The organism is Streptomyces sp. NPDC005496 (assembly GCF_042872045.1).
GTDB lineage: Bacteria > Actinomycetota > Actinomycetes > Streptomycetales > Streptomycetaceae > Streptomyces.
In genome coordinates this window covers 352557-367480 of the sequence record NZ_JBIAJQ010000008.1, presented here as the reverse complement: position 1 = coordinate 367480, position 14924 = coordinate 352557, and the positions used below count along the sequence as shown (strand labels likewise).

At 72.9% G+C, this 14924-nt stretch carries 12 protein-coding genes; 2 read left to right on the top strand and 10 right to left on the bottom strand.

Annotation, left to right across the window (positions count from 1 at the left end):
- Positions 1 to 150: 150 nt before the first annotated feature.
- Positions 151 to 1965: a glycoside hydrolase family 15 protein gene (locus tag ACFYQQ_RS25755; RefSeq protein WP_356167775.1), complete on the bottom strand. Its 1815-nt coding sequence runs from the start codon at positions 1963 to 1965 to the stop codon at positions 151 to 153.
- A 177-nt stretch (positions 1966 to 2142) separates the two neighbouring features.
- A complete protein-coding gene (locus ACFYQQ_RS25750; protein ID WP_388905234.1) occupies positions 2143 to 3861 on the bottom strand; it encodes a GAF domain-containing protein in 1719 nt (572 codons plus the stop codon).
- A 322-nt stretch (positions 3862 to 4183) separates the two neighbouring features.
- On the opposite strand from ACFYQQ_RS25750, the gene ACFYQQ_RS25745 reads away from it, so the two are divergent.
- A complete protein-coding gene (locus tag ACFYQQ_RS25745) occupies positions 4184 to 4864 on the top strand; it encodes a CBS domain-containing protein (protein ID WP_356167781.1) in 681 nt (226 codons plus the stop codon).
- A gap of 213 nt (positions 4865 to 5077) precedes the next feature.
- Here ACFYQQ_RS25745 and ACFYQQ_RS25740 read toward each other — a convergent pair whose 3' ends face one another.
- The 5 genes from ACFYQQ_RS25740 to ACFYQQ_RS25720 all read right to left on the bottom strand — a co-directional run bounded on the left by ACFYQQ_RS25740 (position 5078) and on the right by ACFYQQ_RS25720 (position 10881).
- Positions 5078 to 5518, bottom strand: a complete 441-nt coding sequence (locus ACFYQQ_RS25740; protein WP_355795357.1) for a pyridoxamine 5'-phosphate oxidase family protein — start codon at positions 5516 to 5518, stop codon at positions 5078 to 5080.
- A gap of 113 nt (positions 5519 to 5631) precedes the next feature.
- A complete protein-coding gene (locus ACFYQQ_RS25735) occupies positions 5632 to 6306 on the bottom strand; it encodes a pyridoxamine 5'-phosphate oxidase family protein (RefSeq protein WP_356167784.1) in 675 nt (224 codons plus the stop codon).
- 19 nt (positions 6307 to 6325) lie between these two features.
- Positions 6326 to 7396 (bottom strand): alcohol dehydrogenase catalytic domain-containing protein, encoded by a 1071-nt coding sequence (locus ACFYQQ_RS25730; protein ID WP_356240885.1) that lies wholly within the window; start codon positions 7394 to 7396, stop codon positions 6326 to 6328.
- Between the two features lie 216 nt (positions 7397 to 7612).
- Positions 7613 to 8110 (bottom strand): flavodoxin domain-containing protein, encoded by a 498-nt coding sequence (locus ACFYQQ_RS25725; RefSeq protein WP_355794585.1) that lies wholly within the window; start codon positions 8108 to 8110, stop codon positions 7613 to 7615.
- A 77-nt stretch (positions 8111 to 8187) separates the two neighbouring features.
- Positions 8188 to 10881 carry a GNAT family N-acetyltransferase gene (locus ACFYQQ_RS25720; protein ID WP_388905231.1) on the bottom strand — a complete coding sequence of 898 codons (2694 nt, stop codon included), beginning with the start codon at positions 10879 to 10881 and terminating at the stop codon, positions 8188 to 8190.
- Between the two features lie 349 nt (positions 10882 to 11230).
- On the opposite strand from ACFYQQ_RS25720, the gene ppk2 reads away from it, so the two are divergent.
- A complete protein-coding gene (gene ppk2, locus ACFYQQ_RS25715) occupies positions 11231 to 12034 on the top strand; it encodes a polyphosphate kinase 2 (protein WP_355793320.1) in 804 nt (267 codons plus the stop codon).
- A 16-nt stretch (positions 12035 to 12050) separates the two neighbouring features.
- Here ppk2 and ACFYQQ_RS25710 read toward each other — a convergent pair whose 3' ends face one another.
- From ACFYQQ_RS25710 to ACFYQQ_RS25700, 3 genes are read right to left on the bottom strand one after another with little or no spacing between them, the layout of a single operon-like run.
- Positions 12051 to 12923 (bottom strand): universal stress protein, encoded by an 873-nt coding sequence (locus tag ACFYQQ_RS25710; RefSeq protein WP_356167793.1) that lies wholly within the window; start codon positions 12921 to 12923, stop codon positions 12051 to 12053.
- A 5-nt stretch (positions 12924 to 12928) separates the two neighbouring features.
- Positions 12929 to 13951, bottom strand: coding sequence for a zinc-dependent alcohol dehydrogenase (locus tag ACFYQQ_RS25705; RefSeq protein WP_388905229.1), 1023 nt, complete (start codon positions 13949 to 13951; stop codon positions 12929 to 12931).
- A gap of 33 nt (positions 13952 to 13984) precedes the next feature.
- On the bottom strand, positions 13985 to 14878 hold the full coding sequence (locus ACFYQQ_RS25700) for a universal stress protein (protein WP_388905227.1): 894 nt from the start codon (positions 14876 to 14878) through the stop codon (positions 13985 to 13987).
- Between the last annotated feature and the right edge of the window lie 46 nt (positions 14879 to 14924).

The window sequence follows — 14924 nt, the reverse complement described above, 5'->3', positions numbered from 1 at the left end:
GACCACGTCTTTTCGGTGGCACCACCGGCTCCGCCTCTCCGGTCCGAACCGTTCCGCAGGAGGAGCCCGGACCGCGATACACGTACGGCTCTCGCCGGACAGAGATCCTGACGTGTCTCTTGGCCGCCGAGTATGCCTCCCTGAGCGGTGTCAGGCGTCGAAGAGCGTGGCCTGGTGGATGGCCCACGCGGCGTTGACGAGGCCGATGTGGCTGAAGGCCTGGGGGAAGTTGCCGAGCAGTTCCCCGCCGACCTGGTCGACCTCCTCGGACATCAGCCCGAGATCGTTGGCGCAGCCCGCCGCGCGCTCGAAGAGGTCGCGCGCCGCTTCGACGTCTCCGGCGAGGGCGAGGGCCTGGGCCAGCCAGAAGGTGCAGAGCAGGAAGGCGCCTTCGCCGCCGGGAAGACCGTCGTCCGGGGGCAGATAGCGGTGGACGAGCCCGTCCGGGCCGGTGAGTCGTTCCCGGACGGCGTCGATGGTGGCGCGCATCCGGGGTGCGTCGGCGGCGAGGAACCCGACGATGGGCATCGTCAGCACGGACGCGTCCAGGACGTCGGAGCCGAAGCTCTGCGTGTAGGCGCCCGCCGTGTCGCTCCAGCCGTGCTGTTCGATCGCCGTGCGGATCTCGTCCCGGGCCCGCGACCATTCGGCGACCCGTTCGCCTGCGTCGAGTTCGTCGGCCAGGCGAATCGCGCGGTCGACGGCGACCCAGCACATGAGCTTGGAGTACACGAAGTGCCGCGGCTCGCCGCGGATTTCCCAGATGCCCTGGTCGGGTGACTGCCAGTGGGTGACAGCGGCGTCGGCGCAGCCCGCGAGGAACGCCTTGGTCGGGGCGTCGAGATCGCCGAGGTACCGGCGCAACCGGTGGGCGGCGGACAGGAGTTCGCCGTAGACGTCCAACTGGTGCTGCTGCCAGGCGTCGTTGCCGACGCGGACCGGACGACTGTCACGCCAGCCGGGCAGATGCGGCAACTGGCGCTCACTGAGGTCGCGTTCGCCTCGGATGCCGAACATGATCTGCATCGGCGCGGGCCTGCTGGGATCACTCGCGGCGGCGTGCGCCATCCAACGGAAGAACGCCTCGGCCTCGTCCGGACAGGCCGCGACCCACAGGGCGTCCAGGGTGAAGGAGGCGTCCCGGACCCAGGCGAAGCGGTAGTCCCAGTTGCGTACGCCGCCGACCGATTCCGGCAGTGAGGTGGTCGGCGCGGCGATGATCGCCCCGGTCGGCTGGAAGGTGAGCCCCTGCAGGACGAGGCCGCTCAGCTGGACGAGTCGCGCCCAGGGACCCTCGTACGTCTGGTGGAGTTCCGACCAGGAGCACCAGCCGCGGACGGTGTCGCGCAGGTGCGTGTGGATGTCCTCCTGGGTCCACAGCTCGGGGCCGCCGCCCGCGCGCACCTGGTGCAGCGCGAACGCCACGCTCTCACCGGCGCGCATCGCGTGCCGGCCGCGGGCCATGTCGGAGATCCGCAGAGGCACCGGGCTGCACAGGCCGAGCGTGTCGGGGCCTCCTCGGCAGTGCAGTCCGCCCTCCTGCGCGATGAGCAGCGGGCGGACCACTCCGTACTCGGGTCTCGGCGCGAACTCGATGTCGATCTCCACCTCGCCCTCGACGCACTCCACCACGCGTAGGAGGGCGTGCGGCGCGTCGCGGCCGAGGTCGTGGCCGCGCTGGTCGAGTCCGGAGGCGAGGGCGTCCGTGACCGTGAGCAGTCCCCCGTCGGTGCGGAACTCCGTGCGCAGTACCAGAGTGCGGTCCAGGTACTCCCGCCGTGAGGTGTGCGGGCCGGCCGGGCGGATCGACCAGTGCCCCGCCTCGGGGCCGAGCAGGCGCCCCAGGACGGACCGGGAATCGAAGTGCGGGAGACACAGCCAGTCGACCGAACCGTCACGGCTGACCAGCGCGGCGGTCTGGCAGTCGGAGAGCAGCGCGTAGTCGGCGATCGGGCGGTCGCTCATGCCGGTCACTCCACCAGTGTGCGGTGTCCGAGGCCATCGGGCAGCTCGCACGGCCGGCGGCGCGGGGGCCGGGACGGCCCGCGGGGAGGCGTGCGTCCCGCGGGCCTGGCGGACGCCGTGCGTGGCGTACTGCCCGCACCGCGGCCGACGGGTGGCCCACGAATGTCGGCCCGCGGTCTACGGCCTGCTCAGCGGTACCCGCCAGGTGATCGCGGTACCGCCGCCCTCCGGTACGTCCAGTTCCATGCCGCCGCCAGACTGTTCGGCGCGCTCGGCCATGTTGCGCAGCCCGCTCCGCCGGCCCCCGGCCGGGACGCCCACGCCGTTGTCCGTGACCGTCAGCCGTACCTCCCGCCCGTCCGTGGCCAGGACCACCTCGGTCCGGCTCGCACGGGCGTGCCGGGCGATGTTGGTCAGGGCCTCGGAGAGAACGGCCACCACGTGCTCGGCGGTCTCCCTGGGCACGTCGGTGTCCAGCAGGCCCTCCATCCGCACGCTGGGGGCGAAGCCCAGGACCGGCGCCGCCTCGCCGACGATGCGCACGGCGCGGGCCCGCAGGCCGGCTTCCCGGGAACCGTCACGGCTCCGCAGGCCGAAGATCGTCGACCTGATGATCTTGATGGTCTCGTCGAGGTCGTCCACCGCGCGCGCCACGCGCTCGGAGGCCTGAGGGTGCTCGATGAAGCGGCCCGCGCTCTGCAGGGTCATACCGGTGGCGAAGAGGCGCTGGATCGCGAGATCGTGCAGGTCGCGGGCGATGCGGTCACGGTCTTCGAGGACCGCGACCTGCTCGGCGGCCTGACGGCGTTCCGCCAGTTCCATCGCGACGGCCGCCTGGGCGGCGAAGCCCTTCAGGGTCTCCGTCTCCGTCTGCGTGAACGCCGGTCCGCCGTCCTCGCGCGCCAGCAGCACCACGCCGCGCGCGCCCGCCTCGCCGGTGCCGATGGGTACGGCGACCGCGGGTCCCAGTCCGCCGAAGCGCGGCGGGTCCGGGCAGATCCGGTCGTCCTGGGTGACGTCCGCGGTGGAGACGGGGGCCGCTGCTGAGAACGCCAGTCCCATCAGGCTCCGGTCCATGGGCAGGACGAGTCCGCGGTGCGCGTCGGCGTCCATCCCCACCGCGATCTCGACCGCGAGCGAACCGGTGTCCTCCATGGGCAGCGCGACCGCCGCCAGAGCAGACTGCGTGATCTCCCCCGCCCGCTCCGCGATCAGGCCGAGGACCTCGGCGGGAGTTCCCCCCGACATCAGGCTGTGTGCGATGTCCGCGTTCGCCTGCAGCCAGCGCTCGCGCAGCCGGGACTCGGCGTACAGCCGGGCGTTGTCGATGGCGACGCCGGCGGCCACGGCCAGCGTGAGCGTGACCGAGACGTCCTCCTCGTCGAACTGGGCACCTCCGTGCTTCTCGGTCAGGTACAGGTTGCCGAAGATCTGGTCGCGCACGCGGATCGGGACGCCGAGGAAGGTGTTCATCGGGGGGTGGTGCGGCGGGAAGCCGTACGAGGACGGGTGTTCGCTGATCTTCGCCAGGCGCAGCGGCTCGGGGTGGCTGATCAGCTCGCCCAGGATGCCGTGGCCCTCGGGGAAGGGGCCGATCTTCGCGATCTGCTCGTCGCTCACCCCGATGGTGTGGAACGCGGAGAGGCCTTTGCCGTCCGGGCCGATCACGCCGAGGGCCGCGTACTCCGCGTCGACGAGGACCGCCGCGGCCTCCACGATGCTGTGCAGGGCCTGCTCCAGGTCCAGTTCACGGCCTACCGACAGCACCGCCTCCAGGAGGCTGTGCACCCGGTCGCGGGTGCCGCGAGCCGCGTCCAGCCGTGCCTGCAACTCCTCCAGCAGCTCGTTCAGCCGCAGGTGGGGCAGACGTACGCGGACGTCCTCGGGGCTTCCCACGTGTGCTCCTCAGGTCGCACGGACATCCATACCGATCATGTGGCCACGGTAGTACTCGGAGCCGAGGACGCGGTAGCGGGTCGGGGCCGGTTCCCCGTTCGCGGCCGGGACCCGTCGCCCGCCCGCGAGAGGCCGCCGCCGGGACCATGTGCCCCTTCCGTCCCTGCCGTCCGTCCGGCGGACCGTGGGCGGGTCGGTCCCCCTCGCGGGACGCTCGGCACCTGCCGCCGCCACCGTGGGCGGGGAAGGCTGAGGTCGTACGCCGGGCCGCCGTCCCCAGAGGCCGCCCGGCCGGACCGCAGGCGGAAGGGATGTGGGTGCCATGGCCCGCACGGTCGGTGAGGTGATGACCCGCGACGTCGTCGAGGCACGCCGGGACACCTCGTTCAAGGACGTCGTGCGGTTGCTGGAACGGCACCGGATCAGCGGGCTGCCCGTGGTCGATCACGACGACAAGGTCGTGGGAGTGATCTCGGGCACGGATCTGGTCCGCCACCAGGCGGCCCGGCCCGGCGGGCTCCGGGTCATGCGGTTCGGGCGGCGCCGCCCGTCCGACGGTTTCGCCCGTCTCGGCACATCGCGGGGGCGCGCCGTCGCCGCGGCGGAGCTGATGTCCACGCCCGCCGTCACCGTGCATCCCGAGCAGCGGATCCCGGACGCCGCGCGCGTGATGGAACGGCACGGCGTGGAGCGCCTGCCGGTGGTGGACGAGGAGGACCGGCTGATCGGCATCGCCACCCGGCGGGATCTGCTGCGGGTCTTCCTGCGCACGGACGGCGAGATCTGCCGGGACGTGCGCGAGGAGGTGGTGGGCGGTGTCCTGGGGCTGCCCGCGAGCGGTGTGACCGTCTCCGTCCGGGACGGGACGGTCACGCTGAGGGGCACCGTCCGGGACCCCGGCGACATCCCTCTCGCCCTCCGGCACACCTATCGCGTGGACGGCGTGATCGGCGTCGTCAACAGCCTGACCGTCGCCGCCGACGGCGCCCGCGCTGCCGAGTAGCCCGAGCGATTCCGGAGTGGCCGCGAGGTTGCCCGCGGGCCGGGGACACCAGGGACGTCCGGCCCGGCCACAGGGGGCCGAACGGCACCTGTGGGAACGGCGTGACATGAGGGACAGTGGTATCAGGAGCGGCACCGATCCCCCGCGGTGCCGCTCCGTTCACGTCGCGGCGCACCCATCCGTCCCCCGAAGTGCCGTACCGCCGAAGGGCGTTCAGGAGGGGAAGCGCACCCCGTACAGCGTGCGTCCGCCTACGACCTCGCGTCCGGTGACCAGCTCGGGATCGATGCGTACGAACACCTCCTCGGGCGCGGGCACCCAGGAACGCGGCCCGGTGGCGAGGAGCCTGGCGTGCTCGGCCGGGTCGGCCACCACGGCCGCCGCTCCCGTGACCACGACACTCCAGCCGGAGTGTGCGACCCCGTCGAAGGCGTCGGCCTCGAAGGCGACCACCGCCCGGTCGATCGCGCCGACCAGATCCGAGGAAGCGGACGTGCGGACCAGCACCGCGCCGTCGCGGTCGAGGCAGAAGTTGACCGGGAGTACGGCGGGCAGCGCGTGCCGGGTGTACACGATGCGCCCCACGGGCACGGTGGCCAGGAGACGCAGGCACTCCTGCGTTCCCAGTTCGCGAAATCCGTCGTTGGCGTCCATCTGCTCTCTCGTCTCTCACCCCGCCCGGCGCTACGGCACGTCTCATGGTCGAAGGGCGAACCGGCCCCGCACCAGGGACCATCGGTCCCTGGTTTCCGGCGGGAGGGCCCGGCTCAGGTCTCGATCCGGCGTCCCGTGACGGCGTACGGTTCGATGCGCAGCCACAGATCGCGGCGTCCGCCGGCCCAGGGCGTGCTGTAGGACTGCCGGGCGAGCCTGGCCGCCTCTAGGGGGTCCGTGACACCGTGCGCGTGGCCGCGGACGAGGACGCTCCAGCCCTCGCTGAACGCGTCGTCGATGCGGTCGACCTCGAAGGCGACGGTTTCGCCGGACGCCAGGGCGGGTGTCGCGTCGTATGCGGTACGGAAGGCGATCGTGCCGTCCACGACCGTGTAGTTGACGGGGAGGATCGTCGGCCCCTGAGCTGTCTGGAGGGCGAGTCTTCCGACACCGTGGGTGGACAGCAGGTCACCGCACTCGGTCCTGCTCAGTTCCGTGAACCGCGGGGTCCGGCCCGCCTGTCCGGGACCAGGCGGCCGGTCGGTGTCGCCTCCGGTGAGGGCCGGCACGGTGGTCTCCAGGGCCCCCGCGAGCGCGAGGAGCGTGCCCGCGCCCGGGGCGGCACCTGCGTGCTGCTCCAGGTGTGCGAGATAGGCGGCGGCCATGCCCGCTCGCGCGGCCGTCTCCTCCTGTGTCAGCCCGAGTTGGTCGCGGCGTGCGGCGACCCGTCGGCCCAGGTCGCTCGAGGGCCGGCGCTGGGCCGCGTCGGTCTGTGTCCGTTCGGTCATGGCTCTTCACGTCCTCGTGTCAGGTCGCCCGGACGGCGATCTCCTCATGCGGCTGCCCGCCGAGCACCACCTTGAGGGCGCCGGTGTCGGCCGCGCGGGCGAAGACGTCGTACGCCTCCTCCATGCGGTCCAGCGGGAAGGTGTGGGTGACCAGCTGGGCGGTCGGCAGGCGGCCGGCGGCGGCCATCCGCAGCAGGGTGGGCGTGGAACTGGTGTCCACCAGGCCGGTCGTGATGGTCACGTTCTTGATCCACAGGTCTTCCAGGTGCAGCGTCGCGGGCTTGCCATGGACGCCGACGTTGGCCACGTGGCCGCCGGGCCGGACCATGCGCGTGCACATCTCGAAGCTCTCGGGCACGCCGACCGCCTCGATGGCCACGTCGGCGCCGAGACCGTCGGTCAGATCGGCGACCAGCTGCTCGGGATCCTCGCTCACTACGGCGACGGCATGGGCTCCCAGCCGCTTCGCCGCCTCCAGCCTGGAGGCGGCGATGTCGACGGCGACGATCCGCTCGGGCGCGAACAGTTGCGCCGTGGCGATCGCCGCGAGGCCGACGGGTCCGGCCCCGACGACCACGACGGTGTCTCCGGGGCCCACCCGCCCGTTGAGGACACCCACCTCGTAGGCGGTCGGGAAGATGTCCGCCAGCAGCACGGCGTCCTTGCTCTCGATGGCGCCGGGCAGGGCGTGCACGGACAGATCGGCGTGGGGGACGCGGACGTACTCGGCCTGGGTGCCGTCGATCAGATGGCCGAGGATCCAGCCTCCTCCGCCCCGGCACTGGCCGTAGCCGCCCTCGCGGCAGAAGCGGCAGCGCCCGCAGGCGGTGATGCAGGAGACCAGTACGCGGTCGCCCGGGCGTACGGTCCGGACGTCGCCGCCGACCTCCATGATCTCGCCGACGGCCTCGTGGCCCAGCACCGTGCCCGGCCGCACCTCCGGCACATCTCCCTTGAGGATGTGCAGGTCCGTGCCGCAGATGGTCACGCTGTCGACCCGCACGATGGCGTCGGTGGGTTCCTTGATGGCGGGGTCGGGGATTTCCTCCCAGGCGGACTGCCCGGGACCGTGGAAGACGAAGCCCTTCATGGTGTCGCTCACCGTCCTCTGTCCGCGTGTCGTACCGCTTCTCACATCCAGTTTGTCCAGTCGCCGCCTGTTCCGCTTGGGCCGTCCGGCCCTGCGCCCGTGCCGGGTGGTCCCCCGGCACATCGCGCCACCGTGGCGTGCGCGTTCGGGGTCAGCCGTCCGCGCCGGCCGCCCGTTCTCGCCCGGTGCCGGAGCCGACGCATTGCCGACTTCCTCCTACTCGACCGTCAGGGCGTCGGCGACACCGCCCGCCCACGCCTCGATCGCGGCGAAGTCCCGGTAGTCGCCGCCCTTTCCGGAGCGGAGGATCATGCCGGCCACCCGCCCTTTGGCGCCCTCTCGGAGGCATCCGCCGAAGGTGACGTGCCCCCGGGCGTCCAGTCGGGTCATGGCCCGCTGCACACCGGGCACGGGCGGTACCGTCCGCTCGGACGCCGAGGGATCGAGCGGACCGCTGCTGAAGAACCACACCGGCCGCTTCCCGAGTTCGTCGCGGTGCCGGCGCACGAAACGCCGCGCGTCCTTGTGCCACCGCCCCGCGTACAGTCCGCCGCCCACGACCACCGCGTCGTAGGGTTCGACGCTCGGCACGGAGGCGGCGGGCAGTGCCTCGGCCGTCAGGCCGTTCTTGTTCAGTACCTCGGCGACGGCGTCCGCGATCTCCGCGGTCGCCCCGTTCGTCGTTCCGTAGGCCACCAGTACGTTGCCGGACATGGTGTCCGCCTCCTTTCTGACAGTCGCCGCAGCCGGTCGTCGGCGACACCGTGCGGGGCTTCCCGTCCGTCACCTCCTCAGCGCAGTCGACGCAGGTAGGGGTCGTGGGGCCGACGCGGAAGCAGCCGGATCCGTGCGTCGAGGACGGTCACCTGGCCGGGCGTGGCGAGGACCGGGTTGAAGTCGGCCTCGGCGAGTTGGGGCAGATCACCCGCCATGCGGGACAGCCGCAGGAGCACCTGCTCGAGACCTTCGAGATCGGCGGGAGGGCCGCCGTCGGCGCCGAGCAGCAGCGGGGCGCATCGCGGCGAGGTGATCAGCTCGTGGACGTCGTGGTCGGTGAGCGGGGCGAGGCGGGCGGCGTGGTCGGCGAGCACCTCGGTGGCCGTACCGCCGAGTCCGAAGAGGACGAGCGGGCCGAAGACCTCGTCCTGGACGACGCCGGCGAACAGCTCGGTGCCGCGCGAGGCGAGGGGCTGCAGGACCACGCCGGTCATCAGCCCGGCGAAGCGCGTCTCCAGGTCGCGGAACGCGGCCCGCACCTGGGCCGTGCCGCGCAGGTCGAGGTGGACGGCGTGCTGCTGGGACTTGTGCAGGAGCCCCGGCCAGTGGGCCTTCATCACGACCCGGCCGTCGAATCCGCGCAGCCGGTCGGCGGCGAGTACGGCGTCGTCCTCCGTCTCGGCCCACGCCCAGGGGATCTGCGGGACGGCGTAGCAGGCCAGCAGGTCGGCGCAGGTCCGCGGGTCGAGCCAGCCGCCGTCGGGATGGGCGGTCAGGTACTCCTCGACGACCGTGCGGGCGCGTACCGTCTCGACGTCGTCGAGGTCGGGGACGACTCCCGCGGGCCGGGCGAGCCAGGCGGCCCGGGCGACCGCGTGGGCCAGCGACCGCGCCGCCGCCAGGGGGTCGGCGAAGGAGGGGATCGCGCCGCTGTCGGCGGCGGGCAGCAGCCGGACGGGCAGGTCCTGTTCCAGCCGCACGGCGAGCACCGGGCGCTCCCGCCGTGGGAGGGCCCGCGCCAGGGCGCGCACGAGGTCGTCACCGGTGGCCGCGGCCACCGCGGTGGGCACCAGGGCCACCACGACGGCGTCGACGCCCGGAGACCGGGTGAGCAGGTCGACGCACCGGGTCAGCTGCTCTTCGGAGACCGCGGCGGTCACGTCGACAGGGTTGGTGACGGACGCGCCGTCCGGCAACACGTCGAGCAGTTCGTCGATCAGGGTGGGGGCGAGCGAGGGGAGAGCCAGCCCGGATTCCGCGCAGGCGTCGGCGCTGAGGACTCCGGCACCGCCCGCGTTGGTGACGATCACGACGCGGCTCCCCCCGGGCAGCGGCTGGGAGTGGAGCAGTGCCGCCGTTTCGAGCAGTTCTCCCACCGATCGGGTGGCGGTGATGCCCGCCTGCGTGAAGAGCGCGGCGCGGGTCATGGTGCGGGTGGCGGCGGCAGCGGTGTGCGAGGCGGCCGCCCTGCGACCGGCGTCGGTACGGCCCGCGTCGACGGTGAGCACCGGGATACGGCGGGTCACCCGTCGGGCGGTGCGGGAGAAGGCGCGCGGGTTGCCGAAGGATTCGAGGTGCAGCAGGGCGAGGTCGGTACGGCCGTCGCTCTCCCACCACTGCAGCATGTCGTTGCCGCTGACGTCGTACTTGTCCCCGAGGGAGACGAACGAGGAGACGCCGATGCCCAGCCGGGACAGGCCGTCCAGGAGTGCGATGCCCACTCCCCCGGACTGCACGGCGACCCCCGCGGTCCCGGGGCGGGGGTGGCCGGCGGCGAAGGTCGCGTCGAGACCCGACTCGGCGGCCGTGTTGCAGATGCCCAGGCAGTTGGGTCCGACGAGTCGCATGCCGTGGGTGCGGCAGGAGGCCAGGAGCTGCCGCGCCTGGGTGCGGTCGAGTCCGGCGGTGACGACGGCCAGGGCGCGCACCCCGGCCCGCCCGCACTCCTCGGCCACGTCGGGGACGGCGGCGGCGGGTACGGCCACGATCACGAGGTCGGGACTCTCGGACAGGGCGGCGACGGACGGGTAGGACGGCACGCCGAGGATCGAGTCGGCGGCGGGGTTCACCGCGAGGAGCCGGCCTGTGAAGACTCCGGAGCGCAGGTGGTCGAGGACGGCCCGGCCCACGGATCCGGGGTCGCGCCCGGCGCCGGCCACGGCGACCACGGACGGCTTCAGCAGGGGCATCAGGCTGGCCACGTCGGCGGTCCTGCCCCGGGCCTCGACGGCCGACAGATAGGCGTCGTCCTGGTCGAGTCGGACCGTGCAGCGGACCTCCGGCCCCTCGAAGCGGCGGGAGACGTGCAGACCGAAGTCGGCGAAGAGGCGCAGCACTTCCTGGTTCTCACTGAGGGCGTCGGCGGTGAACGTGGTGATGCCCTCGGCGCGCGCCGTCGACGCCAGGTGCTCGATCAGCAGGGTGCCCACGCCCCGGTGGTGCAGTCCGTCGGCGACGGCGATGGAGATCTCCGCGCCGTCCTCGGCTCCCCCGGCGTCGTACTCGGCGAGGCCGACCACCCGGCCGTCCGTCTCGGCCAGCAGGGCACGGTGACCGGGTGGGGCCGGGGCGCAGGCGCGGTCGGCCGACAGGGTGGCAGAACGCCGGCTCGCCGCGAAGAACCGCAGCCGGAGGTTGTCAGGTGACATCTCCTCGAAGAGCCCCCGCAGCCGGTCGTGGTCGGCGGGCCGTACGGGGCGGATGCACACGGTGGTGCCGTCGGCGAGCAGCGCATGCACCGTGGGCCGTTCGAGCAGGTCGTCCGTCATGGCTGTCCTCCTCGCAGATGACACTTCAATGGTGCGGCGACGAGGACGGCGGGCACAGGGCTGACCGGGACCGCGCGGGGGGCCGATCGGCCCTGATCGAGCCGACGTGCCCGTCACACCGCCCGGGCCGAAACGGGGCGGAGCTGTGCGAGGACGGCCGGCCCCTACGAGGCGAACGGCCCGTCGTCCGTGAAACCCGGCTTGGGAGCCGATCCGGCCCACCGGGGAAGTCGCCCGGCCGCCCCGGGTGCGCGCCTCCTCCCCGGTCAGTACGGTGGCGTCCTGGTGTCCGACCGCGGACACCGGCTCCGGACGCGGTCGGCACGGGTCATCGGGCGGTGGAGGCGGCATGTCGGGCAAGGAAGCGGCGGTGCCGCGCAAGACCTACGAGAAGGAACTGGCGCGCCTTCAGGGCGAGTTGGTGCGGCTTCAGGAGTGGGTCCGGACGGAGGGCGCCCGGCTGGTCGTGGTCTTCGAGGGACGCGACGCGGCGGGCAAGGGCGGCACGATCAAGCGGCTGGCCGAGCACCTCAACCCCCGCGTGGCACGGATCGCCGCGCTGCCGAAACCGACCGAGCGGCAGCGCACCCAGTGGTACTTCCAGCGGTACGTCGAGCATCTGCCGGCCGCCGGGGAGATCGTGCTGTTCGACCGGTCCTGGTACAACCGGGCCGGCGTGGAGCACGTGATGGGGTTCTGCACCGACCAGGAGTACCGGCTGTTCTTGCGGCAGTGCCCGATCTTCGAACGGATGCTGGTGGAGGACGGCATCCTGCTGCGCAAGTACTGGTTCTCGGTGAGCGACACCGAGCAGCAGGAGCGGTTCCGGCGCCGTCTGCAGGACCCGCTGCGGCGCTGGAAGCTGTCGCCGATGGACCTGGAGTCCCTCACCCGCTGGGAGGCCTACTCCCGGGCGAAGGACGAGATGCTCGTGCACACCGACATCACCGAGGCTCCCTGGTTCGTGGTCGAGAGCGACGACAAGCGCCGGGCCCGGCTGAACATGATCGCCCACCTGCTCGGTTCCCTGCCGTACCACGATGTGCCGCCACCGGTCCTCGAACTGCCGGAGCGGCCCGCCTCGACCGGGTACGTGCGCCCGCCGCGCGATCTCCAGACCTACGTCCCCGATCACGCGGCGGACCTCCTCTGACGTCCGGCGCGTCCCCTCACGCCCGCTCGGGTACGACCGCGACGGCGCAGTGGGCGTGGTGCAGCACCGTATGGGCGACCCGCCCCAGCTGGAGTCCGCGGTGTCCCTTGCCGCGCCGGGCGCCGACGACCAGCAGGTCCGAGTCCCAGGAGGCGGCCAGAAGCACCCGGCGGGCCGGGCCCTCCGCCGTGCTGCGATGCAGGGTCACGTCGGCCGGTACGTCCGTCAGCGCCTCCTCCAGGACGTCGGCGGCGTGCTGTTCGTGCAGCCGGGCGGGTTCGCCGGTGAGGAGGGGGTGGTCGGTGCTCTCGTGTGCCGGGCAGCGCCAGGCGCGTACGGCCTCCAGGGGCGCGTGACGCAGCCGGGCCTCCTGGACGGCGAAGCGCAGGGCGGCGGACTCCGGCGCCTTCTCGCCGACGCCCACCACGACACGGCGGTGCGAGTGGGGCCGCACCTGGTTGTCGTGGGCACCGCGCAGCACGATCACCGGGCAGTCCGCGTGGGCGGCGACGGTCAGGCTGACGGAGCCGAGCAGCGTCTCGACGAGACCGCTGCGGCCCCGGGTGCCGAGCACCAGCAACGCGGCGTTGCGTCCCTCCCTCACCAGCGCGTACTCGGGTTCCTCGGGCAGCACGTCCGTGGTGACCTCGACCTCGGGCCGACGCAGCCGGGCCCGCTCGGCGGCCGCCAGGAGGATCGCCTCGGCGGTGACGTCCGCCGAGGGCCCGCCGAGGTCGGCGGCGAGCGCGCTGCCCTCGTACCGCTCCCAGAGGGAGGCGTACACGAGCCGCAGCGGTGCACCGCGCAGGGCGGCCTCGTCGGCCGCCCAGTCGACGGCCCGCAGGCTCGGCTCGGAGCCGTCCACACCGACGACGACAGGCAGTTCCATCGTTCTCACCGTCCCGTGTCCAGATCGAAGACGATCCGGGCCTTGACCTCGCCGCGCAGGACCTCGTCGATGCAGTCGTTGACGGATGCGAGAGTGCGGGTCTCGTGGACGACCTCCGTGCGGCCGGCCGCGTGGAGCCGGAAGACCTCGGCGAGGTCCTGCCGGGTGCCGACGATCGAGCCGATCACCGAGGTGCCGTTCAGCACGGTGTCGAAGATCGGCACGCGGACCGTGCCGTGCGCGGGCAGGGCCACCATGACCAGCTTGCCGCCGCGCCGCAGGCCGGAGTTGACGGCCTCGAAGGCCGCGTCGTCCACCGCGAGCGCGAGGGCGGCGTGGGCGCCGCCGTGCCGCTTGAGCACCTCGCCGACGTTCTCCGTCCGGGCGTCGATGACGAGGTCGGCGCCCAGCCGCGTGGCGAGTTCCAGTTTCTCGTCGGTGACGTCGATCGCGGCGACGGTGGCGCCGGCGATCTTCGCGTACTGCACGGCGAGATGGCCGAGGCCGCCCACGCCGGAGATCGCGACCAGCTGACTGGGCCTGACGTCCGCGACCTTGAGAGCCTTGTACGTCGTCACGCCCGCGCAGGTCAGTGGGGCGGCCTCCAGCGGGGTGATCCCCAGCGGCACCGGCTGGGCGAAGTCGGCCCAGGCAAGCATCTTCTCGGCGTACGCGCCGTCGCAGCCGTAGCCGGTGTTGACCTGGCTCTCGCAGAGAGTCTCCCAGCCGGACAGGCAGTGCTCGCAGCGCCCGCACGCCTTGCCCAGCCAGGGGACCGCGACCCGTTGCCCGAGGGACAGGTGGGTGACGCCGTCGCCGAGGGCCTCCACCAGGCCGACGCCCTCGTGGCCGGGTACGAACGGCGGGGTCGGCTTGACCGGCCAGTCCCCGTGCGCGGCGTGGATGTCGGTGTGGCACAGCCCGGAGGCCTCCACCCGTACGCGGACCTGTCCGGGGCCGGGCTCCGGGTCGGGGCGCTCCTCGATGACCAGAGGTGCCCCGAACTCCCTTACGACCGCTGCCTTCATGACGATTGCTCCTCGTGTGCGGTGGCGCGTGCGTCAGTGGTGGGCGACGACTGCGACGGGGGCGGTGGCGTGGTGCATCACGGCGTGGGCGACGGAGCCGATGTGCGCGCCGATCGGGTTCCGGCGGACCCGGCGGCCGACGACCACCAGGGATGCATCGCGGGAGGCGTCGGTGAGGAGGTTGGCGGCCGATCCGTAGTGGGACTCCGCGGTGACCTCGACCGCGGGGAACTTCTGCTGCCACGGGAGCAGCACGTCGGCGAGGGCGGACGCCTGCTGGCGGGACAGTTCCTGGTGCAGTTCGAGGTCGGCGGCGAGTCCGTAGGCGTAGTAGGGCGGGGGGTTCCAGCCGTGGACGACGCGGAGGGACGTTCCGCGCAGTTCAGCGGCGTGGAAGGCGAATTCCACGAGGGTGTCGTCGGGGCTGTCCACCGTGAGGCCCAGCACGACCGGGTGGTCCGGGGACGCGGGCGCCGGGGTTTTCGTGCGGTGTCCGGTGGGCGGCTGCGGGGCGCGGACCAGGACCACCGGGGTCAGGGTGTGGGCCACGACGGCCTGGCCGACCGAGCCGACCATGAACCCGCCGACGCCGCTCAGCCCGCGGGATCCGAGGACCAGCAGCTCGGCGTCCTGCGCCGCGGCCGACAGGGCCTCGGCCGGGCGGCCGCTGACCTGCTCGATGACGACCTCGACCCCGGGGTGGCGCTCCCGCAGCGCTTCCGCGGCTTCCCGCGGGATGCGCTCTGTCCAGTGCTGCTGCGTCTCGACGCCGAGCAGCGGGGCCTGCGCGAAGGGTTCGGGCACCGGCTCCCATACGTGGACCAGCTTCACCGGCAGGCCGCGCAGTGCGGCCTCACGGGCGGCCCAGTCGGCCGCCGCGCGGCTCTCGGGAGATCCGTCGAGGCCGACGGTGACGGTGCGGGGCATGCTCTCCACCTCCTGAAGGGGTTCTGCTTCCAGCGTCGTGGCCCGC